Below are 25,557 nucleotides of genomic sequence, written 5' to 3'. Positions count from 1 at the left end.
CCCTGAATTATCAAACAATAGAAGAATTTAACAATCAAAACAAAATTTACAAAAATGTAGCTTAACTCTAACTGGAAATTTTATTTGCATATCCACATATCAGCTGCGGAAAAAGCCATTCCTGCTAAAAATCCCGAAACAGCACCAAATTCGGTCCCTACAACTATTGGAGTAGCATATGAAGTCAAATTAAAACCTAATCTCGAACCACCAATCTCACCATTAAAATAATCAATAGTATCCATTGCACTAAAGCCAATGTTAAAACCAATATTTGCTTTCCCCAAAAAAGATCCAAAAGGCTTTAGAGAATTTTTAAATGGTATTTTATGCCCTCCTAATTCAAAAGCTATCCCAAGTGCATCATCAGATGTTGAAACTATATCTCCAATAACTTTAGTTCCTTTCTTTACAGTGTTATAGTTTTTTTTATTATTAGTATTTACTGTTTTCTTCTTTCCACCGTCTCCATCATTGTTTAATAACCTATTACTACTGATAGGGTGCATCGTATGATTCAACCCAGCTACAATACCTCCAATTAAAGCACCTTGCCAGAAGTTTCCACCTGAAAGCTCAGAACCTACACCTCCTAAAACAGCTCCTGAAACAATTGTTCCTATTGCACTGTTGGCAAAATTACCTGCCGCCGCATTGAAAGCTGAAGCTCCCACACTTCCTAATGCCCCTGAAACAAAGGCCTGTTCAAAAGTGCCGCCCTGCATTAAAGATAATGTAGCCTGTGCAAAACCGTGTACTCCTGCCTGTAAAAGGCTTATGCCTACCTCATTTAAAGCACTTAAAAAGCCTGTTGATGCCTGTGCCGCCTGTAATGCAGGCTGAAAGAGACTTCCTATCCCAAAGGTTACCGCTCCGGAGATCGCTCCAAAAATTCCAGACTTAAAAAATCCTCCCAGAGTAATATGCTGATCTGTTATAAATGCTGATATCAAATAACTTGCCGTACCTATTATAGCTCCTATAACAATTGCAGAAACAATGGGAACCAACCCAAATATTTCCCCGCTCGGATCATTAAACATAAGCGGATTATTCAATACATAGCCATATTTATTATAATTCTGGGTATTGTAAGGATCTTGGATATTTTCATCTGCATTTAAGAATCTTCTGAGCAAAGGATCATATAATCTCCCGTTCATGTGGATGATTCCTACTTCTGCAAAATGCTCATGCCCAGTATAGCCTCTTTCTACTAATAACGAAGCATTATCAATGATATTTTTATCTGTTATAATGGCTCCATTACCTATCTGCAGGTGGGTGAAATTACCCCATGCATCGTAATGTCTCTGTTCAAGCTTGTTTCCTGCTTCATCGCTGATAGCAAGGATGCTTCCGATATAATCTTTGTGTAAAAATTTATAAGAACCGCTGCTCTCCGTAAAGTTCTTTAAATATACAATATTTGATTCATAAGGTGTTCCTTCAATATAAATAATATGTTTTTCCTGTCCGGTTGTATTATCTTTTAAGATTTCATAGCTTCCGTCTTCACTGTAGAATTTAGTGAATTTCCCATCGCCGTCGATACTGAAATTACCTCCGTAGGTAACTCTTTGCCTCATGCTTGTGAGCCCGTACTGGAAAGCCACATCTCCTTTCATTCCATCAATGAATACCGGATCGTTGTTTTCGTTATAAGCAATGCTCTGAATTAAATCATTGTTATAATTCTGTGTTCCTGCGGCATTTAAGGTCATTCCCGTTGGCTGGTAGATCTTGGAAGAGTTTTCATACTTCATGGTTCCTACCTGGTCATTTTCCATGATTCTGCCTTTGACGTCATAAACATTTCTGTTTGTTGAAGGCTTAATTCCTGTAACAGGATTTGTCCAGTTCACTAATCTGTTGTTATCATCATAATCAAATGATTCTACAATATTAAAGTCTCCTCCTGTTGTTCTGCTATTCAGTTCATTTTTAATGGCATTGAATGAATAAGAAAGTTGAAGAATACTTGGTTTTACTGCTGAAGAATGGTTAACGCTTGTCAAGAATCCATTAGCATCATAAACGTTATTTACGTTCGCAGCTCCAAGTTTTGCCTGTAAAACCTGACCTTTTGCATTGGTTTCTTTCAATTCCCATAGAACTTTTCCGGAAGTTTTATCCTTAACCTGATACAGTTCACCACTCCAAGGGCTGTATATATTTTCTATTTGTATTTTTGTAAGCAATCCTGAAGAATACAACTGCTTTTCGTAGGAAGTTACTCTTCCTTTATCATCATACGTTATTCCTTTTTCAATAAAATATTTTCCATTGCTGCTTTCCGAAGATGATAATAGCCTTCCCTGTGGATCATAAGAAACATTTGAGCTGTAAGGTTTTCCTTTTGAAGTTCCGCTTTTTGCAATGACCCTACCTTTATTATCGTAGGTATAAGTAATAACTTTATTGGTAGCCTGACCTCCATCTGTTGTCGACAGTTCTTTTTGAGAAATTAATTGTCCAAGATTATTGTACGTATATTCTTTGGTTCCTTTCGGGCTTATAGTTTTCTTCGGTTGTCCGAAACCATCGTATTCATACTTGTATAAGCCATTGGATGGATCATTAAATTCTGATTTTCTTCCCCAACTGTCATATTTCGTTGTGACAATATTTTCAGCATATTGTGCTTTGATCTGCTCTCCGGCTGCATTATATGTGAATTGAATTGTTCCTCCTTTATCAGTAGAAGAAATTACATTTCCTAAGGCATCGGTTGTTTTGGATGTTGTTCTTCCATAACCATTCAGTTCTTTAACAGTAGTAGTTAAGCCGGAAACAGAAGTTTCCATCTGCTTCCCGGTGAATGCTGTAGCCGTTGCTTTAGCAGGGAATACAGAATCATCATATACAATAGTATTCCACTGGGAAACACTTTGCCCTTCAAAATACGGTTCGGATTCTTTGATTTTTCTGCCTAAAACATCATATTGAGTCTCTTGGGAAATAAATTGTCCTTGTCCGAAAGCTTTAGTGGAAGACTTATATTCCTGCCCCAGCTTATTGGTGTATTTTTTTGAAATATCGCCATCAGGATCATTTTGAGTAACAATAATATTGGAATTATTATCCCTTTCATATTGATACGTGGTCGTTCCTCCTATGTTTGTTTTTGAAGTTAAAAGTTTACCCCATGCATCATAGGTATTGGTAAGAACATTTCCAAGAGGATCAGTTTGTGTTAAGATTTGTCCCCAGTTATTATAGGTAATATTGGTTTCTAATCCCAAATTATTCGTTTTATTTACTACAAATCTTCCTTTAGCTTCATATTCAGCTGTTGTAGTTTGAGTTTGAGAATCTATACTATTACTGATTACTTTTTGAGTAATGTTTCCAAACCCATCATAATTATAGGTTTCAAGCAAATATCCAGTATTATCTCTGTTCCATGTTTTTAAGGTTTTTAATAGGTTATTCTCATAAACATATTCTTCCTTCGAAGATTTGTTATCGCCATATGCAGAAACTTGATCAGTCTTCGTTTTAGGACGACCTATATAATAATCTGATCCTATGCCTGATGGATTGTGAATATATTCAAAATTCGAAGTCGTTACCGCGTATCCGTTATTAATATTGGTAGTACTCTGTTGCGGAAGATAGTAATCTCCGTATGTTATACTTCCTGTTGTAAGAACACCTGTTAAAAAATCTTTTGCTTTTGTACTTTTTATTACAGTTGCCGTTACAACTTTCGGCTTATCGGAATCTGCAATAGGTCCGGTGATAACCTGTCCGTTTAATAATTTATAGCTATCATATAATGTAGATTTAAAGCTTAATAATTGTGTATTATTCTCAGAAATGTCTGCCGGGAAGATTTGATTTTCATTATTCGTTCTAATAGACCATTCTTTTACAGGAATACCTTCATTCAACGGATCAATCTCTGTACCTGACCATACTTTAGTGTTTTCAGAACCATCAGCATACCATGAGGAGCGGGCGGCTTGGCGGAAACCTATCATACCTTTCCCTTGTAGATGAGCTGTAAATCCTCTATATCTGAAATCTTGTTTTCTGCCTGCTTGTGAGAGTTGGGAAACTACATAAGTTTGCGGAACTTTATCCAGTTCTATAAATGGATATGCTAAATTATTATTACCGGCATATAATCCCGGATTATTATTTCCATTGAGTTCTTTATAATCAATATTTGTTGTAATACCTCCCTGTGTTATGGAATTGATTTTAGAATATTTCGAAATATCTTTAACACCATTAACTTCAATAAAAATATAAGATTCACAATCTGCATAACCGCAATTGTCAGGCTTACCCAGTATTACTGCTTTTTTTCCACCTCTATACATTGTTGTTGTGGAAAATGGAACTACTACATTTGGAAATTTGTAACTTTTAGAATAAGCTTTTGAAAATTCTATATTAGTTGCTGAGTTTTTTGTAGTGGTAAATATATCGGCATAAATATGGGTATACTCTTGTAAAAAATGAGAACTCCATTGATGATCTCTTAGTATTACCTGATTGGTAAGAAACTCTGATTTGCCATCGGCATCTAAATCATCGGCCACATAGGTGTAGTATTCCTGTACAGACCAATTACAAGTACTCTCCCACGTTGAATGATGACTGTTTTGTTCAATAATTCTGTTACCAATCTGGAAATAAGTTAAATTTGATTTTAACTCTTTTTCAAAATATTTCCCATTTGAAGTGTAAAGATACCAATCAGAAGATTTGTCAGCTTTCGGAACAAGCAAATCTGTCTTGCCATCTCCATTAAAATCTCCCGGTACAGCATTTCCGATCAATCCTTCGATTAATCCATTTGATTTAAAAAACGGAACATCTTGAAGACTATAGGTATTATTCGGATTTTTAATAAAAGTCTTTAAAAACGGATTGACTGCAGAACTTATAAAGTCTGTAACTCCATCACCATTAAAATCACCTTGAATATTTTCTTTAAAGAAATAGCCGTTAGTCTGAGCTATTTCTGTGGCCCTGGTATTAATATCCGAATCATAAGGGTGCAACAATATATATCTTTTTTTATCAACGATAACATCGTTTCTGTTAGGATATAAGCCAGGTGTAAATATTACGGTGGTTTCTGTAATATGGTCGTTTACTTCTAATAGTATTTCAGAAATATTATCCCCATCAACATCAATTTCTCTAAGGTTGGTAGGTATCGTTTTGGTTGTTTTGATATAAACAGTCCCATTACACGTACCACGGGGAATTTCCATACATTTTAAAAGCGCAGGGCTATTGTTATTAATCTCCGCAGTTTTATCGTATTTGCTCGCTAGTAAAGTCTTTTCGAACTCTTTTACCAATACATTAGAGGGGTTCACTGAATAGACAGGGAACTTTAAATCATTAGTAAAAAATTCACCAGTAGTTCCGTTACTTATAGAAATAGGGAGTATAAAACCTTGTCTGGGTAATACAACATCATTGGTGTTCTTAATTGTAAAACTAGTTGCATTTTCGAAAAAAGTTCCTATATTTCCTAATGGAATTTTAGCCGGTAAGGTATTGCCAAATATATCTTTATAAAGAAATAAATCCTCAACGTTTTCTAATTTTAATAAATCTAATTTACCATCTCCGTCAAAATCACCGTTTATACCACTCTTATATAATTGGTTGTCTTTAATTTTGCTATCTTTCCAGTCATCTGCTACAGGGTTTTCATAATTAAATGTTATATCATTAGCCGTTTGTTCATTCCCATTGCTTTCTGTAATAGATTTTACAAGCTGATACATACTACCGTTCTCATCTGCTTTATAGTTTACCTGGTATTTTTTGAATAGACCTCCATTTGCAGATACTGAAATATAATTTAATATCAAGCCTTGTCTAAAACTAATACCGTTAACGTAGGATGTTTCTTTTAGAGTTCTATTGAGGTAATTGAAAGAAATAGAATTAAAATGTGGTTTCCCCATTGTCTCATTCCCTCCCCATTCTATACTTGATATTACAGCAACATTGGCAGAGACAGCCTGTGAATAAGTATAAGTAATATAATTCCCTTGCGGATCTTTCCACTTAACAATATTATATTCCAATGGTGTTCTTGCGGTGCTACTTCCTGAACTCGTGGCTCCGTACCAAGCCTGTGATCCATCTTCGAAAGTAATTTCCCAATATTCAGGCCCTTGCGATGTCTGACCTGTGACAGCACCAAAAGATTTAATTTTTACATTAGAATACTTCTCTGTTACATATTCCGCACCATCTTTTCCGTATTCTCCCGACTTTAAAATCAATCTCTGTCCGTTAAAACTATAAAGATCGGAGTAATCTAATTGTATCCCTTTAACAGTTCCATCTTTTTCAATATTTTTACCTATTCTTGAAATAGATGTAATGCCGGATATATTCCAACCATAGCCTGCAATACCATTTCCAGTGCCACTGGTATATACTAAGTTAACCTGTGGAGCGACACTTTTTACTCCCGGCGGTAAAGCTACAGGCAATGTAAATTGCAATTGTCCGGTTCCATTTACTTCTATATTTCCTTTCGTATCATGAAAACTTTGTCCTGCAGGAGCAGTTGTTCCAGATGGATTGGTTGCTCCTGCTCCTGAATCAGCAGGTCCTCCTCCCGGATTTTCTGTTGTAGGACCTATCTTAGCTATAAAAGGATTGGATACATCGGATTTTGCATGAAACCCTTCTGTTAAAATAACGGTTTGAGGATCCTGAACCGTACGGCTTGTGCTTTCTGCCTGGTACAGTATGGTCTGCGAAAAGCCCAGTACTGAATACAAGGACAGTATAAATGATGAAAATAATTTCATTTTCATTTCGTTAATAATTATTTTGGTTAAAAGTTTTATCGTTTTGTAATATTTCTGCTGAAAACCCTTCCGTCTTTTAACGTAAAATGAAGAACGTAAATACCCCAGTCATAGCCGGTCATATTGATTTTAAGCTTTCGATTCAGATCAGGAATATTTTGCTGCTGGAATTTCCAGTGAACCGTGCTGTGCTGGTATAGTGAAACGGATTCGATAAGGCCGTCTACTTCCTCTGTCCAGTCGATGGTCAAGTAATCATTTACGGGAACCGGATACAGTCTAATCTGCTTCCAAAAAGATTTTTCATCAATTACTGGTTCCTGTTTTACTGCAGCTGCAGTTTTTACTTCTTCAACTTTTTTTATTTCTTCCGGAACCGTTTTAGCAGCAGAATTAGTCCCTCTGTATCGCTGATTTCCGGCTTCATCATATTTGAAGTAAACTTCAGTTTGGGAAAAGCCTAAAAAACCTATGAGCAAAGAAAATAGCGATAGTAATTGTTTTTTCATGATGCTTATTTTTTTGCAGACGTTAGTTCTTGAACCTGTTTTTTAAGCTGATTAATTTGCTTATTTTGTTCAATGGAATACAAGGTAAGTTCCTCTATTTTCTGCAATAGTTTGATTTGGAATTCTCCGATATTTACTCCCTCTTTTTCCATATCCCTAGCTGAGGCTATCTCGGGAAGATGTTTCTTTTCTTTGATGTGCTTTTCTACATCTTCTAATTTTGGAAGATTGTAATCTTTCTCAAATACAAAATCCGCGGTAGGCGTAGTGGTTACTTTTATTTCCTTAGCTTCAATTTTCCCTGCAACCTTCATATTGTCCGTAAAAGAAGATTTGCCTATCACATCTAGTTTATATTGAGGATCGTTAGTACCAATTCCTAAGTTTCCATTATTTCCTTTTATCGTAAAAAAAGGATTGAGCCCTCCTCTTGCATTAATACTAAAATCAATAGGAGTGGCAGTAATATCATTTGCTTTTTTAGCCAAATCAATCAAAAGACCCCGCTCTAAATTATGATAGAAAACAGTCATGTTATACGTGTCTGTTCCTATAGAAGTCATACCAATAGGAACATCACTCGTCATAGTATATGTTGCTTGTTGAGAAAATAAGTAATTAGCCAATACCAAGCTAATCATAAGTAGTGTTTTTTTCATAAAAGTGTTTATAATAATTATAATGAGTTTTTTTACAATTTTAAATTGTAGGTAAATATGTTAAAAGATTTTTGTTCTCTGAGAAGATAGCTCAAGATAGGCATCTAAGAAAATGCACTATAATTTAGATAGAATGTCTGTTTTTATTCATCGTTGTGTTTTTTATTTACTTTTTGCAAAAGTACAAAATTTTAAACTCACTGAAAAATAATTTTTAAACTTTTTATGTATATCCGCAATTAGAAATAATTCCTTTTATCTATTAGTGATTAATTAGTTATATGGATATATTTAGTTTTACCGCTCATTTTGAAACGGAGGAAGATTGCAGAAGAGATTCTAAAACAATTGGGTTTGAAGCACTATGAGCCAGTTTGAGCAATGGTTCATAAACTTCGAAAGCAATGGGAGCACGTGACGAAAATACATTTTAGAAGGTATGATTGAGTTTGATGAATGCTACTTTACGGTAGAATCCAGCGAGATAGATCAGCAAAAAAGCGTTCGTAGAAGAGGCGCAGCATGCAAGCAAAACGTAGCTGTAATAGCGGAGTCATTCCTTTGAAAAATTTGGAAACAGGCAAAAAATCTAAATCTTGCAGATATTTTAAGGCTAAGGTTTTGGAAACACATTTTTCTTTAGAAACCAATGAGACCATTAAAGATTCGATTGATAATCAAAGCATCGTTTTCACGGATAAAAGTACTTCTTACGTTGATATTTCTGATCTTGTTGGAAAAATGCAAAATTATAGGCATTACCTAGAACAGCTACTATAATAATACACTAAAACACAATCCCAACCAAACTCATCAAAAACTTTCATCAAAAATCCTTAACTTTGCCGCCTACTAAAATTTTTATGGAAAGTATTAAAGTTCACGACAAAACTTTTGTTCCTTATTTGGAGGACACCGAGATTCAGGAGATTGTAAAAGCTACGGCTTTAAAAATTTATGAAGATTATAAGGATGAAGTACCTGTTTTTATTGGGGTTTTGAACGGAGTGATTATGTTCTTTTCAGATCTTTTAAAGTACTATCCGGGAGAATGTGAGATTGCATTCATCCAGATGAGTTCTTATGTAGGGACAGAATCTACAGGAATCGTATACCAGAAAATGGAGCTAACGAAAGACGTAAAAGACCGTCACATCATCCTTGTCGAAGACATTGTGGATACAGGAAATACGGTTGAAAGCCTTTTCAGGTACTTCAACGAGACACAACGTCCCAAATCTGTAAAAATCGCTTCTTTCCTACTGAAACCGGAAGTTTATAAAAAAGATTTTAAGCTGGATTATATCGGGAAGGAAATTCCAAACAAATTTGTTTTAGGCTACGGACTGGATTATGACGAGCTAGGAAGAAACCTGCCGAATCTGTACCAGCTAAAAGACGGACAAATCAATCATTAGATTGCCGATAGCTATTAGCTACTGTCTTTTAGCTTTAAATATTAAATCGAAATAAAAAGTAAAATATTAACTTAATAAAGCTAAAAGCAAGAGGCCATTCGCCAATTGCCAAAAGCGAAACAACATTATGATAAACATTGTTCTGTTCGGCCCTCCAGGAAGTGGAAAAGGAACTCAAGCGCAAAACTTAATCGAAAAATTCAATTTAAAGCAAATCTCAACAGGTGATCTTTTCAGATTCAATATGAAAAATGATACTGAGCTTGGGAAACTGGCTAAATCTTACATCGATAAAGGAGAATTGGTTCCGGATCAGGTAACAACAGATATGCTGATTGACGAAATCAGAAAACCTACCGATGCTGCAGGATTTATCTTCGACGGATATCCAAGAACGGCTGTTCAGACAGAAGCTTTGGAAAAGATCGTAAAAGAAGAACTGAATGACGAGATTGACGTTTGCCTTTCTTTGGTAGTGGAAGACACTATTTTAGTTGAAAGACTATTAAAAAGAGGCGAAATCAGCGGAAGATCAGACGACAGCAATGTTGAGGTCATCAAAAACAGAATAAAAGAATACTACGCAAAAACAGCTGAAGTTGCCGAATTGTACAAACAACAAGGTAAATATGTAGAGATCAACGGTGTAGGAGACATCAACGAAATCTCTGAAAAACTTTTCGCTGAAGTAGAAAAGGTTCAAAAATAAAATTTTTGATTCAAGGTTCAAAGTTCCAAATTCAAGGTTAAAACTTTGAACCTTAAACATAAAACCTTGAATTAAAATTATGTCAAATTTTGTAGATTACGTAAAGATTCATTGTAAAAGCGGTCATGGAGGTGCAGGATCTGCGCATCTTCGCCGTGAAAAGTATATTCCCAAAGGAGGTCCTGACGGTGGAGACGGAGGTCGAGGCGGTCACGTTATCATGAAAGGAAATGCTCAGGAATGGACTTTGCTTCCTCTTCGTTACACCCGTCACGTAAAAGCGGAGCGTGGTGAAAACGGAGGAAAAAACCAATTAACCGGAGCTTACGGAGCTGATGTTTATATCGAAGTTCCGATCGGAACAATCGCTAAAAATGAAGATGGAGAAATCATCGGCGAAATTTTAGAAGACGGACAGGAAATCATCCTGATGGAAGGAGGAATGGGAGGAAAAGGAAACGAGCACTTCAAATCTTCTACTAACCAGACTCCAAGATTCGCACAACCGGGAATGGAAGGGCAGGAAGGTTATGTTGTTTTCGAGCTTAAAATTTTGGCGGATGTAGGTCTTGTTGGTTTCCCAAATGCAGGAAAATCTACGCTTTTAGCATCTGTTTCTGCTGCTAAGCCGAAAATTGCCAATTATGCATTTACCACTTTAACGCCCAACTTAGGAATTGTGGATTACAGAAATTACAAATCCTTTGTAATGGCAGATATCCCAGGGATTATTGAAGGTGCTGCGGAAGGTAAAGGATTGGGGCACCGATTTTTACGACATATTGAAAGAAATTCAATTTTATTATTTTTAATCCCAGCTGATTCTGAAGATCACTTCCAGGAGTTTAAAATTTTAGAAAATGAACTAAAAGAATATAATCCTGAATTATTGGATAAAGATTTCATTATTTCTGTTTCAAAATCTGATCTTCTTGATAATGAGCTGAAGAAGGAAATCGCTGCAGAATTCCCCGAAAATAAACAGCCTCTGTTTTTCTCAGGTGTTACCGGTGAAGGTCTTATGGAACTAAAAGACGCCATCTGGAAGCAACTTCATGGATAAATATTAATAAAAAGGAGGAGCAAAAGTTTTTCCTTTTATTTTTTACAAATAATTACCACTTCATTTTTTACAAATCCCTGATAATTATCTTCATCAAAAATTCTTACTTCCGTTGTAAAACCCGCTTCTTTCAACCGACTTTCTATACCGGAAACAGAATAAATCCTTACATGATCTTCCTGCCCGAAGTGCTGTAATCTTTCTTTAGGAGAAGCAAGGCTGTAATCTTCATAAATCTCACCGTCCTTAAACGGAGTCTGAATAAGGGCTTTTCCGTTTTTCTTCATAACTCTGTACATTTCTGCCATTGCTTTTTTGTCGTCAATAATATGTTCTAAAATGTGATAACAGACAATTAAATCAAACTTCTCATCTTCAGAATCGATTTTTGTGATATCATAATGATAATCCGAGAGAAATTCATTCTCAAAATCAGTTGGAAAATAGGAAATATCTATTTTGTTTTTCCACTTTTTGTACAACATTCTCGGAGGTGAGAAATCCAGAAAAATAATATCTGGTCTTAAAAATTCAGCTTCCAAAAGCATGTGAAGCCTACGTGTTCTTGGTAAGCTTCCGCAGATGGGACAAATGAGCTGTCCATTATTTAATTCTGCAAATTTTTTCAGTTTTGTACCGCAAATCGAGCATTCATGGTTGTTTCCCATATAAAGTGGTTTTAAAAGCTTTCTAAACCGATCCTCATTTTTAATAAGAATCTCATTAGGAATTATATTTTTAACAACTGATTTTAGGAAATTATACATGAGGTATTTTTATAGACATCAAAATAACAAAAATTTACTTTAACTTAATTAATACCGGAAATTTATAATTCCTACTTTTATTAATTTTATTTAATAATTACATTTTTCTTCCTTTTGGAACAATTATTGAAAGATCCCAAAGCAAATTTTAACTATGAAATATTTACTAAGCCTGTGTACATTTATGCTTTTATTTTCTTGCAATTCTCAGAAAGTAAATTCAAAATATTCTAGAATTGAATATAATGCTACAGCCTGTTTCGGATTCTGCCCTGTTTTTAAAATGACCATCAATCCGGACAGAACTGCAGTTTTTGAAGCTGAGCATTTTAATTTTAATGATAAGCCTTCAAAAGATGAATTTTCTAAGCCACGTGAAGGCACTTTCAAAGGAACTATCAAACAAGAAGATTATAATAAATTAATCACTTTACTAGACGGCCTGAATGTAAAAAATCTTAATGATAAGTATGCAGAAAAAAATATCTCAGATCTTCCTTCATCACATTTAAGAGTAAAATTTTCAGACGGAACTGAGAAACATATCGAAGATTACGGCAAACACGGAACAGAAAAACTTGCTGAAGTTTACAAATTTTTTGAAAATTTAAGAAAGAACCAGCAGTGGACAAAAGTGAATTAATTTACTAAAAAAATTTAACCTACCTTTGCAGAACATAATTCCTTCATTTTGAAGGAATTTTTATTTAATTAAAAAAACAATTCATTTGAATTTTACAGATCTTAACCTCATAGAACCTATTGCAAAAGCAATTCAGGAACAAGGATATACCAACCCAACTCCCATTCAGGAAAAATCAATCCCGGAGATCATAAAGGGCAGAGACTTTTTGGGTTGCGCGCAGACAGGAACCGGAAAAACAGCAGCATTTGCTATTCCCATACTACAGAACCTTTCTAAAAATAAAACGCCAAATAAAAATATTAAGGCATTAATATTAACTCCAACAAGAGAATTGGCGATACAAATTGAAGAAAACATTAAATCTTACGGAAAATATTTACCGCTAAAACATCTGGTGATTTTCGGTGGTGTAAAGCAAGGAAATCAGGAATCAGCACTGAGAAAGGGCATTGATATCCTGGTAGCAACCCCGGGAAGATTGCTGGATTTTATATCTCAGGGAATCATCAGCTTAAAAAACCTTGAAATTTTTGTGCTTGATGAGGCCGACAGAATGCTGGATATGGGCTTTGTACATGATGTGAAAAGAGTTATTAGGCTTTTGCCGCAAAAAAGGCAGACCTTATTTTTCTCTGCTACCATGCCTTCTGAAATTCAGAAGCTGGCCGACTCTATTCTGAACAATCCTGTAAAAGTGGAAGTTACACCTGTTTCATCAACCGCTGAAACCATAAAGCAATCAGTTTATTTTGTAGAAAGGGAGAATAAGCTCAATCTTTTAACCCATATTTTAAAGAACGATATTTCAGAATCAGTTTTAGTTTTTGCAAGAACAAAACATGGTGCTGATAAAATTGCCAGAAAACTTCTGAAAGAAAACATCTCAACTCAGGCCATACACGGCGATAAGTCTCAAAATGCCCGTCAGAATGCCTTAACCAATTTCAAATCAGGAAAAACAAGGGTTTTGGTCGCCACTGATATTGCTGCAAGAGGGATTGATATCGACGAGCTGAAATATGTAGTAAATTTTGAGCTTTCCGATGTTTCCGAAACGTATGTACACAGAATCGGGAGAACGGGCAGAGCCGGTGCCGAAGGGACTTCTATCTCTTTCGTAGACGGGCTGGATCTATTAAACCTGAAAAATACGGAAAAGCTTATCGGGATGAAGATTCCTGTTATTAAGAACCATCCTTTCCATACTGATGATCTGGTGGCCCAAAAACGGGACTCTAACAATAAACCTGTACAGTCTGGTGCAGAAAAGCCAAAAACACAAGGCTCTTCAAGACCTGACAGGAACAAAAAAAAGCCCGCATCACCCGCAGCTTCGCTTGGATTAAAAAAACCTAAGAACAAGAATTTTACACGAAAAAAATAAAATAAAAACCTTCCGGGCAGGAAGGTTTTCTTTATGTTTTGGCTAAAGCCGATTCGAATAATTTTTGATTTTAAAACGGGCTAAAGCCCGTTCCCTATTGAACTAATATTTGAATAGTTTTTTAGCGTTTTCTGTTGTTATTCTATCAATTTCCCGGAAATCTGTTTTATAAATATCGACTAATTTTCCAGCAACCAAATCCAGATACGAGCTTTCATTTCTTTTTCCCCGGTACGGAACTGGGGCAAGGTAAGGAGAATCTGTCTCCAAAACGATCTTATTCAATGGAATTTCATTTAAAAACTGATCTATTTTGCCATTTTTAAAGGTGACTACCCCACCGATTCCTAAGATGAAATTTAAATCAATGGCGTGTTTTGCCTGCTCTGAATTTCCTGAAAAACAATGGAAAATCCCGCGCAACTTAGGATGTTTTTTTCTTTCCAGCACTTCAAAAGTTTCGTCAAAGCTTTCCCTTGTGTGAATGACGATTGGTAAATCTTTTTCTATTGCCCAGTCTATCTGTTGCTCAAAAGCTTTTACCTGAATATCCAATGTTGTTTTATCCCAATACAGATCAATTCCGATTTCACCAATGGCAGGAAAATCCCTATGATTAAGGTAATTTTCAATAATTTCAAGCTCTTTTTCCCAAGTTTCAGGCTTTACGTAGCAGGGATGCAGTCCCATCATTGAGAAAATCTGGTTGGGATATTCTGCTTCCAGCTGCAGCATTTTTCCGTGCGATTCTGAATCAATGGCTGGGAGATAAAATTCTGTAATTCCTTTATCTAAAGCCCTTTGAATCATTTCTTTTCTGTCTTCATCAAATTCTTCCGCGTATAAATGTGTATGTGTGTCAATCATTTTCTTTTACATTTTTAATAGATCTTCATAAGGATTATCCAGGCCCAGCACTATTCCGAAAGCGGGTTCTGTTTGATTGCTTTTTTCTTTAGTTCTATTATTTTTTGTTTAAAATACTCTCTTTTTTCCTGTAATATTTTGTATTCAGTGATCATGTGACGATAAGCTTTTGCTTAGTTACCGGTTTATTCTATCCGAAAATTTCAATGGGAATTGTTCTCGCTAAAATTGGAGAGTACTCTTTTAATTTTTCGAAAATCCGGTACTTTAATAAGATCTCATAAGCCCTTTGCTTTCTTACGTTTCCGTCTTTCAAGTAATCAATTTTTGTAAAATCAATCATTTGAAAATATTTTATGTTTTACTTTTTGGCGCTGAACTTCAATTCTTTGATTTAATTTTTCTTTAAACTCAATATATTTTGGATCTTTTTCGTCGTTTGTTTTATGCTCTAAAGCTTTATTAATTTTAAAATTCTCATTAATAAAATCTTTGGTTTTATCCGAAAAAAAGGCATCCCCAAATTTATCAAAAATATAATTAACCGTCTGATTATTAGGATGAATCATATCTTCTTTGTAAAAGCGATAATCTCGGAGATCATCCATTAAAATTTCATAAACCGGAAGATAATGACAGTTTTCAAATTGTGGAAAAGTATCATGAATGGCTGCAATTAATTTCGATTTACTTAATTGATTTTCAACCATTCCATCCTTTGTATGACGAACCGGCGAAACAGTAAGCAAAATCTGAACATCATCTCTACAGATGTCATTTAAATTCAAAATAGTGTTGTAGATAGAATCAGCCAGTTCCTGATTGGTCAAAAGTCTTTTTTCAAAGAATTTCTGTGGAATTTTATGGCAATTCGCAACTAATTTTTGTTTCGGGATAAATTGATAAATAAATGAAGTCCCGTACGTTATGATAACCCAGTCAGAATCCTGAAGGAAAGAATTTCCTTCTTCTATCTTTGCATTGATCTTCTGCAAGGTCTGATGGATATAGCGGGTATCAAAGCTCGTGTGATGATCGAGTGAAATGAATTCATCATTAAAGGTAATCAGCTCTTCTTCCGTATAAAATTCAGCATCGTGAAGCCTTTTTACGGCATTACCAATGGAAAAAGGATTAAAAATAGTCCCAAAAGGATTGTTTATGGTCTGCAATTGCCCCATTTGCAAAAGGTCTGACATTTCAGAAGCAAAGCAGGAGCCTATTGAAAATATTTTATCTTCAAGCCCTATCTTCTTTTTCGATTCTTTAATATCAACTTCTGTCCTGAATTTCATTTTATAGGTATGAGCTTGCGGCTTATAGGTTGCGGGTAAACTGCGATCTGCGACCTATAAACTGCGACCTAATTTAGCTCTCTCTTCTTAATAAATAATTTGCCAGCTCGGCAAACGGTTTTTTCTTTTCTTCCGGAATATTAATTTTCTGAAGGTAGCCCTGCCCGATTTCGTTGTGTTTTTCAATTAATCGTAAGGCTTTTTCATCTACTTTTGTTCTTCTGAAAATCTTTTCTACACCATATACTTTGTCGATGTTATCTGTCTTTTTAGAATACCAGTAATCCAGTTCTTTTCTTTCCTCTTCGGTTGCATGCTCTTTGGCCATTAGGTAAAGGACCGTTTTTTTATTTTCGTAAATATCTCCTGCATGTTTTTTACCAAACTGTGCCTGGTCACCAAAAACATCCAGATAATCATCCATAATCTGGAATGCAATACCGATATGTTTTCCGAAGTTGAAAATTGCCTTGGCATCTTTAAAATTAGCCTTTGCAATCAATGCCCCAATCTCGAATGATGAAGCACTTAAAACTCCCGTTTTATAAGTAATCATTCTGATGTAATCATCAAAAGTCACATTTTCTTGAGTTTCAAAATTAATGTCATATTGCTGACCTTCACATAAAAGTAAGCCTGTATGCGTAAAAATTCTAATACAAGCCTTAAAAATCTCGGGCTCAAGATCTTCGAAAAACTTATAAGCTTTCAGCATTAATCCGTCACCGGAAAGAATTCCCACATTGATCCCATGCAAAGTATGGATTGTAGGTTTGTTTCTTCTTAAAGGTGCTTCATCCATAATATCATCATGGATCAGTGTGAAATTATGGAAAAATTCGATTGCTAATGCCGGTTTTATAGCTTCTTTCAGGTCACCACCAAATAAGTCGCATGCCATTAAAACCATGATGGGACGTAGACGTTTTCCACCATGTGAAATGATGTAATTCATTGGCTCGTATAATTCTGCAGGCTTGTCTTTAAAAGTATATTTTGTAACGGCATCCGCAACGATTTGCTGGTATCTGTCTAAAAATTCCATAATTCTAAATAGTTTGAACAAAAATACGATTTTCAACGCTTTGTAAAACAAAAATTTTGTTGTTTGGTAGTTAAGATTCTAATTTTAAGATTGAAAATATTTTATTTTATTTATTAGTGAAAAATATTAAGCTTATTTTGGAGGAATGACAAAAATTAAAATTATTTCAAATATTTAAATAAAGATTTATTAGCATTTACAAAAGGAACAAGCCAATCTCAGGTTAATAATTTACACAAAAAAAATCGTCATTTACTTTAATTTCAATGACGATCACAATTTCTAATTCATTTGATCTGGATATATGATCATGTTTTATGTAGAATTCAAATACAAAATAAATGGTTTTTATATTGAAATTTCAGTATTTATATTAATTATTCTAATCTTGTTATGATCCATTTCTGATTATACCCAGCATTGTTCTGATAAATATTTACTATTTTCCCATTACTAGGATCGCTATAAGGAATATTAAGAATTTTTCCTGGAGCACAGGCTGGCATTAAAGTATAAATATTAGAAGATAATTTTGTAATTGTCCATTGCTGTGCATTGGATCCGTTATCTGTAGATATATCAACAGCACTATTATTAGCATTTGCTCCGCCGAGTACATTCAGAGCTTTAGAAGGAGCATGTAAAGGGTTCAGTTTGTAATTCCCATTTGGAAGCTTGGTAAGTTTCCATTTTTGATTGTTTGAATTCTTGTAGAACCACATAACACATTGTGTTCCATCAATAGATAGTTCTCCATTTACATCTAATACTTTATTTGGATCTAGCATGGTTGCGATTTTACATATATATCCAGATTCTAGACCGGTACTTCCGTACGAATTATTACGAAGCACTTTATCCCCCATAATTTTTAGAAGAGGCATTGAAGGAGACTTTCCTTGTATAAACCCCCTGGATAATTCCCAACACATCACTCCTCGATAAGCATTTGCGCTAGCATAATCGCATTTAGCAGCTATAGAAATTTCATCATCATAAGTTATCATTTGTGACGTACTCTGATTAACCAAATATGGAACCTGTGACGATGGAGACCAACGCCTTGCCCATTCTGGTTTGTTCATGTAATCCGAATAAATATTTCTGTACTGTAAGCCATCTCCGTTATTAGTAGGCTTTTGTGCATATAAGGAGGTATAATTGTTATATCTATAGCCATAAAATGGCAATCCTAATACTAATTTATCTTTAGGAACCCCCCTCTGTAGATTATAATATTGCATGGAAGCGTCACAATTCTGATTAGTGAATTGCTGTGAAGCTTCTTTATAAAGAGGAGCATTAAAGCCGAAATACGACGTCCATGTTGCATCATAATCATATGTCATAATATTATAAAAATCACAATAATTATTGAGCGTGCTTAAATCTAAATATTGTCCTGCAAAAGCTCCATATCCCAATGCCATTGTAATACTGAATGGTTTATTGATATTTGCCTGTGCCGCATTATGCAGATCTATAATAAAGTTTTTAATTCCTATACCATCACTTTGTGAAGAAGGATATTCATAATCTAAATCTATTCCGTCAAAATCATGATTTTTACAGATAGTAATAAGATTATTTATAAAAGCAGCACGCAAATTTTCATTAGCAAAAATGCCACGCATTTTTGTTCCATTACTATAATCGTGCAATGCGAACATTACTTTTACACCTTTTGCATGTGCTTTCGGAACCAGCTCATTTGCATATCCAAAGAAATCCTTTTGGGATAATGGATAGTTATCAAAATCGTGAGAATCTCCGGAATAAATAATTGTGGGATCCGTTGCAGATGCTGGTGAAAGAAAGCACATTACGATATGGGTAAGATCCTCATACTGAATATCATTCCAAGTATTGGGAAACCACTTAGAGAAACTTAGATAACCTAAAGAGACTTTAGACGTTGGGCCGCCAGACTTTGACATTGATGAGCGAGCTAATGTACTTTGATTTTCTTCGTTTTTTGTTATATCTTCTCTACTGCAAGAAGTAAGCAAAAAAAGAAATAAGAAAAAATAAAAATTCAGATTTTTTTTCATTTTTTTAAATTAATTATAGTTTTTTTATAAAATTTTTTCAAAAGATAACAAAATTTTATCATTTCAAAATTTAAATATATTTTTTATTCTTTATTAATAATTATTTATTAAAATTTTCTTTTAAATAAAAATTTTAATTAAATATTTTTTTTATAATATAATAAGACACTTAATGAAAAATATTTTTTTATTATTTTTTACTTATCTTTTATATTTATAATGGATTTACACTAATATTAACCTATTTGTGAAGGAATTATGAAAGTATGGATGAGAAAGCAATTTTTATAATGCTTCCAATAAGAAGAATTAATCATTTGTAAACAAAAGTAGAAATTCTCTGAAACTCATCAACATAATGATTTAGGTGTGCTTATGTAAATAAAAGCTATACAACAAATTTTAAAAAAGAGGTATCATAGCTAAATGATTTAGATAAGAACCACATATACACAAAATCTCTCATGTCCAAGTATTGGATAATTTCATAAGAAAAGCCGTCTCACAAATTGTGAAACGGCCTCTCATATAATATTAATTCTGATTTTATTTCGGTTAAAAATTTAAATTAGAAGATTTATTTGTATTTGCAAAAGGGATAAATCAATTATTTAATTTAAATTTTAAAAAAATGTTACAACAAGATAAGTAATCCCAGCAACAACTGCTGAAATAGGAATGGTAAGAACCCAAGCCCAAAGAAGACTTACGGTAATTCCCCACCTTACGGCAGAAACCCTTTTCGTCAAACCAACTCCGATGATAGAACCTGTAATGGTGTGTGTCGTAGAAACAGGAATACCAAAGTGGTCTGTAATGAATAAAGTAATTGCACCTGCTGTTTCAGCACTTACTCCTTCCAAAGAAGTTACTTTTGTGATTTTTGTACCCATTGTTTTGATGATTTTCCAACCACCGCTCATGGTTCCCAAACCTATGGCTAAGAATGATACCAACGGAACCCAAAGATAATGCTCTGCAAAATAATCGAAACGCCCTGCAGCAGGAATATTGATATAAACCGGATCGTGAAGCATTTCAACATGATAGTAAATTAGCGCCGCACCAATAATCCCCATTACTTTCTGGGCATCATTCAAACCGTGGCCTAAGCTGAATAAAGCCGAAGAAGCCAGCTGTAACCTCTTGAAAGATTTATCTGCCTTATGCGGATTTGATCTTTTATAAAGATGAACAATAATCAATGTAATGATAATCGAGATAACCATACCTATAATTGGAGCCATAAAAATGAAAAGAAAAATAGGAATTACCTTCTCAAACTTCACTACACTCTGATGTAAAACCTGATTGAAAGCAACTTTAATAGTGTCCCAAAATCCCAAATCTGGCTGAGCAGCAACCACATTATGATAATCTATCATGAAAGCATGCATTAAAGCCGCTCCCAAAAATCCTCCGATTAAAGTATGAGAAGAAGATGAAGGAATACCAAACCACCATGTCAAAAGATTCCATGCGATGGCGGCTACAAGTCCTGAAAATATTACCTCAAGGGTGATAAAATTCTCGTTCACCGTTTTGGCAATTGTATTACCAATTTTAAATTCTCCAATGATATAAGCCGCGATAAAGAAAGCCGCAAAATTCCAAAGTGCCGCCCAAAGAACAGCCTGAAAGGGAGTTAAAACTTTTGTAGAAACAATAGTCGCAATTGAGTTGGCAGCATCATGAAAGCCGTTGATGTAATCAAAAATCAAAGCTAGTGCAATAATAACTATAAGTAAAATCGGAAATTCCATCTGTTAATTATAATTATTAATTAAGCGTATTTAATCATGATGTTCTCAATTGTATTGGCAACATCTTCCGCTTTGTCAGTTACCACTTCAAGATAATTAAGTACAGATGAAACTTTGATAATGTTGATTGCATCGTTTGTTTCAAACAGCTCTACCATTGAGTTTGATAGCAGATCGTCTGCAATATTTTCAATAGAATTTACTTTAATACAAGCTTCTTTTACCTGCTCCATATTTTTGAAACCTTTAAGATTTTTCATTGCATTCTGAATTTCAAGACATGCTTTATGGATCAGCAAAGAAAAATCTGAATACGCCTTCATTTCCGGTGACTTGTACAAGAAAATATATTTTGTGGAAGCGTAGATATAATCTGCAATATCGTCTAATCCTGTTGCTAACGTATGAATATCTTCTCTGTCAAAAGGAGTGATAAAGTTTTTTCCTAATTCTACGAAGATTTCGTGTGTAAGTTCATCATTTTTGTGCTCATAATTGCTCATCTTTTTCAACATAGAATCGTCATTCAGATCGAAGTCTTTGATTCCGTGGTTGAAATCCTCAGACATTGCCACCAGGTTTTCTGTTACTTTTTCAAAAAGTACAAAGAAGATTTTATCTTTCGGTTGAAAAGCGTGGAAAATATTACCAATTCCCATTTTAAAATTTTTATAATTCGTGTGCAAATTTCTAAAAAAAGCCCCTTACCTGAAACAATCCTACATTAAGTTTTGTTAACATTGCATTAACACCTGATTATCAATCAAAAAAAACCAGCTTTTCAGCCGGTTTCATTTATCATTTTAAGCGTTTAGTTTGCCACTTCCGCTCTCATTTCTTTTCCTTTGAATTTCATTGATCCAATATTGCTTAACACATTATCCTTAAATGATTTTTCAACTTCGAAGAAAGAAAACTTCTCTAAGATTTCAATATCTCCGATTTCCGCTCTCTTTTTACCTTTTCCGGAAGAAGTAGCCTTATTGATAATGTCTAATACATCAAGCTTTTTAAGCTGGTCTTTTTTACCTAGATTAAAGAAGAATCTTACCATATTTTCGTTTCTTCTTCTAGGTTTTCCGCCACGATCCCTTTCTCCTCTGTCTCTGTCTCTTCCTCTATCTCTGTCACGGTCTCTCCTATCTCTCCTTGATCCACCATCATCATCTCTGGTGCTCAATTTCTGCTCAGCGAGGTCATGTCTGTCTTTATAATAGAGTGCAAGATCCTTCAGTTGGAACTGAAGTAATTTATGAACAAGCTCTTCTTTTGTAAATGCAGACAAATCAGGAATTAAAGAATCATCGAACTCGAAGAAATCTTCATGAACTTCAAATAAGCTTTCGAATACACCTCCAACCTGAGCTTTGATAATATCTTCTCCTGTAGGAATTGTGCTTTCCACGATATCAATTTTAGTAGCAAATTTGATCTGCTTTAGCTTTCTGCTTTCTTCAGGCTTAATCAATGCCATTGAAATACCATCTTTCCCTGCTCTACCCGTTCTACCGCTTCTGTGAACGAATACTTCCGGATCATCAGGCAAAGAATAGTGAATAACATGTGTCAAAGAGTTCACATCCAATCCTCTTGCTGCAACATCTGTCGCTACAAGGATGTCAATGTTTTTTAATCTGAATTTCTTCATTACCGTATCCCTTTGCGCTTGAGAAAGATCACCATGAAGTGCATCTGCCGCATACCCGTTCTGCATCAGGAAATCTGCAACTTCCTGAGTTTCCATTCTGGTTCTGCAGAAAATAATTGAGTACTGATTAGGGTTTGAGTCGATCAGTCTCTTCAACGCCTCTTTTTTCTGACGGTAACCTGCTACATAATATTCATGCTTAATGTTCTTTTTAACCTCGTTAATAGAACCTACAGAAATTCTGTGCGGCTTTGTCAGATAATTTTTAGAAATTCTCTCCACCTCTTTGTTCATCGTTGCAGAGAACAAGAAAGTCTGTTTAGTTTCCGGAGTTTCGCTCAAAATTGTTTCCAATTCGTCTTTGAAACCCATTGAAAGCATCTCATCAGCTTCATCTAAAACCAACCAGTGAATGGCAGAAAAATCCAAAGCTTTTCTGTTAATCAAATCAATCACCCTTCCCGGAGTTCCCACAATAATCTGCGGTTTATCCTTCAAAGATCTCATCTGCTCCATAATACTACTTCCACCATAAACTGCTGTAGTTTTGATGTCTTTCATGTATTTGGAGTAATTTTTTATGTCTTTAGCAATCTGAAGACATAATTCCCGTGTCGGACAAAGCACCAATAGCTGGATTTTGCGACTCGTTTCGTCAATCATATCCAAAATCGGAAGCGAAAACGCTGCTGTTTTGCCTGTCCCTGTCTGCGCAAGTGCGATCAAATCGCGAATATCTGAAAGAATAAAAGGGATAGTCTGTTTTTGGATTTCTGTCGGGCTTTCGTAACCCAGTTCGCCAATTGCCTTAAGAATATCAGGACTTAAATTGGTCTCCGTAAATAAATTCATTAAATATTTTAAAATTTTTGCAAAGATACAATTATTATTTGAATTACATTTTAAGTATTATTACAGAAACGATAATTTAACATTAAAAAAAGATAATCGCTTTGCAATTTTCTCAGAAAAACTATATTTTTTTTATGTTTAACACAACAATAAATACTCTTTTTAAATTTCCATCTCCTATCCTATAGATTATAATTACAAAATAAAACATTACTAACTGAAGACACGAAACTTTTAATTAATTTTGGTTAAAAATAAATTATGTCTACAACCCTTTCTCCAAAAGTTTTTGATTTTTTAAAAAAATTAAACAAAAATAATAACCGCGAATGGTTCACAGAAAATAAAAATCTTTACACTGAATCTCAGGAAAACTTCATTCAGTTTCTTGAAGACTTGATTAAAGAAATGTCTGCATTCGATGAGGAATTAGGAAAAATCAATGCAAAGAAATCTTTATTCAGGATTTACCGTGATACAAGATTTTCCAAGGATAAAATTCCTTACAAAACCAATTTCGGAGCGTCTTTGGGAATGGGAAAGGGTAACCAAAAAGGGGGATACTATCTTCATTTAGAACCCGAAAAATCTTTCATCGCCGGAGGAATTTACATGCCTGAATCTTCTGTTCTAAAAGAACTTCGAAAAGAAATTTCGTTATACGGAAAAGATTTCCTTACAATCTTAAATAATAAGGATTTCAAAAAACATTTTCCGGAACTGGATCAGGATGATAAGTTGAAAAAAGTTCCACAAGGCTTTGAAAAAGAAGATCCAATGACTGAATATTTGAAACTGAAAAGCTTCATCGTTGTTTATAATTTGAAGAACGAAGAAATGCTGGACAACAATGCAGTAAAAAATCTGGCAAAAGTCTTTAAACTCATGAAACCCCTCAACGATTTTCTTAATGCACGATTTTTGTAATTGCATTAGGATATTTTTACCGTGAATTTTTGTTTCTATTCACGTTCTATCCTACTCCCGATTAGGATTATAATATATGAAATTACCCGTTGTGCTTTCAGGAATTATAGAATAAAAGATTGTTCACTTGATCTTTCACCAAAGTCTTTATTGTAGATTCTACGCCTGTTAAAACCTGTAAAATCAGCATCTAGATATTGTGCTGCAAAGAAAACAAGATATTTCGGGTACAAACTTCATGCGATGTGTGATAAATGAAATCTTTCACTCATCAGATTTTCCGTCTGCAAATGTCCATGATATAAATTACTTTAATGGCATTAATCAAAACCCTAAAAACTGTTTATTGATAGGGCATAGAGAATATATAAGCAAAGAATTTCAAGTAAATTTATTCAACTATTCTATAATTAATCTTTCAGTTCAAATGCGGAAAGATCAACACAATTTTGTAGGTTTTCAAGGATAAAATTCAAATCAGAAAGCGTATTGAAATTAATATCCCTTAACTATTCAGGCAATTCTCAATGAATAACAACTTTGCAAAAATCTTTAAAGGTTTAACAACAAGAATACGATCTAAAATAGCCCCTTTTATGATGATTCGATATTTGATTTTTTTTGTATTTAAAAGAAGGTTGAATAGTTAAAAATTAATCTCTGTTAAATGCACAATGGTTTCTGAATAATAAAAAGCAAGTAAAGACTTGTTAACTTAAAAAAACAAATATGACGCTTTCGATATAAAAAGTTCTACATATTTTGGATTTAAAGGGTTTTAATTTTGTTCAGCAATTTTTGAGAAGAATAACAGTATATTATCTATAAGTTACTTAAATAATGCACATTAAAGTATAAACAATTTTATGATTTACAAGGACGAATGATCATGTAATATTGCCGAATTTTCTCAGCAATATTTTTAATGTAGCACAGCGCAGTGAATGTATATTATAGCTAATAAATTATCTAACGATTTAATTAGATAACAATATAAATTTTCAAACATTAATTAAACACTTTTAAGAATGAAAAACTATTATGTAATAGCCTTTTTGGCTATTAACTCTATTGTTTATTCCCAAGTTGGAATAAATACCACCACTCCACGTGCCACACTGGATATTGTAGCTACGGCAAATAGTACAACA

The 25,557-nt window shown here is 34.2% G+C and carries 18 protein-coding genes and 2 pseudogenes; 7 read left to right on the top strand and 13 right to left on the bottom strand.

Annotated features, from left to right (window positions below; all coding sequences use genetic code 11):
• Positions 1-80: 80 nt before the first annotated feature.
• From BW926_RS12780 to BW926_RS14695, 3 genes and pseudogenes are all read right to left on the bottom strand, one after another.
• Positions 81-6,803, bottom strand: a complete 6,723-nt coding sequence (locus BW926_RS12780; protein WP_179078018.1) for an RHS repeat-associated core domain-containing protein — start codon at positions 6,801-6,803, stop codon at positions 81-83.
• Between the two features lie 35 nt (positions 6,804-6,838).
• Complete coding sequence (locus tag BW926_RS12775) at positions 6,839-7,312, bottom strand: hypothetical protein (RefSeq protein ID WP_076447609.1); 474 nt, start codon at positions 7,310-7,312, stop codon at positions 6,839-6,841.
• A 5-nt stretch (positions 7,313-7,317) separates the two neighbouring features.
• Positions 7,318-7,614 (bottom strand): annotated as a pseudogene (locus tag BW926_RS14695) (hypothetical protein); the annotation flags it as partial.
• A 684-nt stretch (positions 7,615-8,298) separates the two neighbouring features.
• Between BW926_RS14695 and BW926_RS14275 the strand changes: the two are divergent.
• The 4 genes and pseudogenes from BW926_RS14275 to obgE form a co-directional block, all read left to right on the top strand.
• A pseudogene (locus BW926_RS14275) lies at positions 8,299-8,706 on the top strand (IS1595 family transposase); the annotation flags it as partial.
• Positions 8,707-8,834: 128 nt separating this feature from the next.
• Entirely contained in the window at positions 8,835-9,389 is a 555-nt protein-coding gene (gene hpt / locus BW926_RS12760; RefSeq protein ID WP_076447606.1) for a hypoxanthine phosphoribosyltransferase, read from the top strand.
• 127 nt (positions 9,390-9,516) lie between these two features.
• Complete coding sequence (locus BW926_RS12755) at positions 9,517-10,098, top strand: adenylate kinase (RefSeq protein ID WP_076447605.1); 582 nt, start codon at positions 9,517-9,519, stop codon at positions 10,096-10,098.
• 79 nt (positions 10,099-10,177) lie between these two features.
• A complete protein-coding gene (gene obgE / locus BW926_RS12750) occupies positions 10,178-11,161 on the top strand; it encodes a GTPase ObgE (protein ID WP_076447603.1) in 984 nt (327 codons plus the stop codon).
• A gap of 35 nt (positions 11,162-11,196) precedes the next feature.
• Here obgE and BW926_RS12745 read toward each other — a convergent pair whose 3' ends face one another.
• On the bottom strand, positions 11,197-11,829 hold the full coding sequence (locus BW926_RS12745; protein WP_228403453.1) for a class I SAM-dependent methyltransferase: 633 nt from the start codon (positions 11,827-11,829) through the stop codon (positions 11,197-11,199).
• A gap of 253 nt (positions 11,830-12,082) precedes the next feature.
• Between BW926_RS12745 and BW926_RS12740 the strand changes: the two genes are divergently transcribed.
• Together BW926_RS12740 and BW926_RS12735 are read left to right on the top strand one after the other, a co-directional pair.
• Positions 12,083-12,571 (top strand): DUF6438 domain-containing protein, encoded by a 489-nt coding sequence (locus tag BW926_RS12740; protein ID WP_076447600.1) that lies wholly within the window; start codon positions 12,083-12,085, stop codon positions 12,569-12,571.
• A gap of 85 nt (positions 12,572-12,656) precedes the next feature.
• On the top strand, positions 12,657-13,958 hold the full coding sequence (locus BW926_RS12735) for a DEAD/DEAH box helicase (protein WP_076447598.1): 1,302 nt from the start codon (positions 12,657-12,659) through the stop codon (positions 13,956-13,958).
• A 102-nt stretch (positions 13,959-14,060) separates the two neighbouring features.
• On the opposite strand, the gene BW926_RS12730 is transcribed toward BW926_RS12735, so the two are convergent.
• The 9 genes from BW926_RS12730 to BW926_RS12695 form a co-directional block, all read right to left on the bottom strand.
• Positions 14,061-14,825, bottom strand: coding sequence for a TatD family hydrolase (locus BW926_RS12730; protein ID WP_076447597.1), 765 nt, complete (start codon positions 14,823-14,825; stop codon positions 14,061-14,063).
• Between the two features lie 50 nt (positions 14,826-14,875).
• Positions 14,876-14,980 carry a hypothetical protein gene (locus BW926_RS14580; RefSeq protein WP_228403452.1) on the bottom strand — a complete coding sequence of 35 codons (105 nt, stop codon included), beginning with the start codon at positions 14,978-14,980 and terminating at the stop codon, positions 14,876-14,878.
• A gap of 35 nt (positions 14,981-15,015) precedes the next feature.
• Complete coding sequence (locus tag BW926_RS14575; protein ID WP_228403451.1) at positions 15,016-15,168, bottom strand: hypothetical protein; 153 nt, start codon at positions 15,166-15,168, stop codon at positions 15,016-15,018.
• Positions 15,161-16,120, bottom strand: a complete 960-nt coding sequence (locus tag BW926_RS12720) for a GSCFA domain-containing protein (protein ID WP_076447595.1) — start codon at positions 16,118-16,120, stop codon at positions 15,161-15,163. Before BW926_RS12720 ends, BW926_RS14575 begins: the two co-directional genes overlap by 8 nt.
• A gap of 73 nt (positions 16,121-16,193) precedes the next feature.
• Positions 16,194-17,165: a polyprenyl synthetase family protein gene (locus tag BW926_RS12715; protein WP_076447594.1), complete on the bottom strand. Its 972-nt coding sequence runs from the start codon at positions 17,163-17,165 to the stop codon at positions 16,194-16,196.
• A gap of 377 nt (positions 17,166-17,542) precedes the next feature.
• The gene (locus BW926_RS12710; RefSeq protein ID WP_076447593.1) at positions 17,543-19,216 is read right to left on the bottom strand and encodes a glycosyl hydrolase family 18 protein; all 1,674 of its coding nucleotides are present in this window, start codon (positions 19,214-19,216) and stop codon (positions 17,543-17,545) included.
• A 623-nt stretch (positions 19,217-19,839) separates the two neighbouring features.
• A complete protein-coding gene (locus BW926_RS12705; RefSeq protein WP_076447591.1) occupies positions 19,840-20,979 on the bottom strand; it encodes an inorganic phosphate transporter in 1,140 nt (379 codons plus the stop codon).
• 20 nt (positions 20,980-20,999) lie between these two features.
• Positions 21,000-21,638, bottom strand: a complete 639-nt coding sequence (locus tag BW926_RS12700) for a DUF47 domain-containing protein (RefSeq protein ID WP_076447590.1) — start codon at positions 21,636-21,638, stop codon at positions 21,000-21,002.
• A 152-nt stretch (positions 21,639-21,790) separates the two neighbouring features.
• Positions 21,791-23,479 (bottom strand): DEAD/DEAH box helicase, encoded by a 1,689-nt coding sequence (locus BW926_RS12695; RefSeq protein WP_076447588.1) that lies wholly within the window; start codon positions 23,477-23,479, stop codon positions 21,791-21,793.
• 261 nt (positions 23,480-23,740) lie between these two features.
• Between BW926_RS12695 and BW926_RS12690 the strand changes: the two genes are divergently transcribed.
• Positions 23,741-24,406 carry a DUF2461 domain-containing protein gene (locus BW926_RS12690; RefSeq protein ID WP_076447587.1) on the top strand — a complete coding sequence of 222 codons (666 nt, stop codon included), beginning with the start codon at positions 23,741-23,743 and terminating at the stop codon, positions 24,404-24,406.
• Positions 24,407-25,557: the final 1,151 nt, after the last annotated feature.

It is taken from the genome of Chryseobacterium sp. RU37D (assembly GCF_900156075.1).
GTDB lineage: Bacteria > Bacteroidota > Bacteroidia > Flavobacteriales > Weeksellaceae > Chryseobacterium.
Note: the sequence above shows the minus strand (reverse complement) of the source record. Positions and strands in the feature narration are given on the sequence as shown.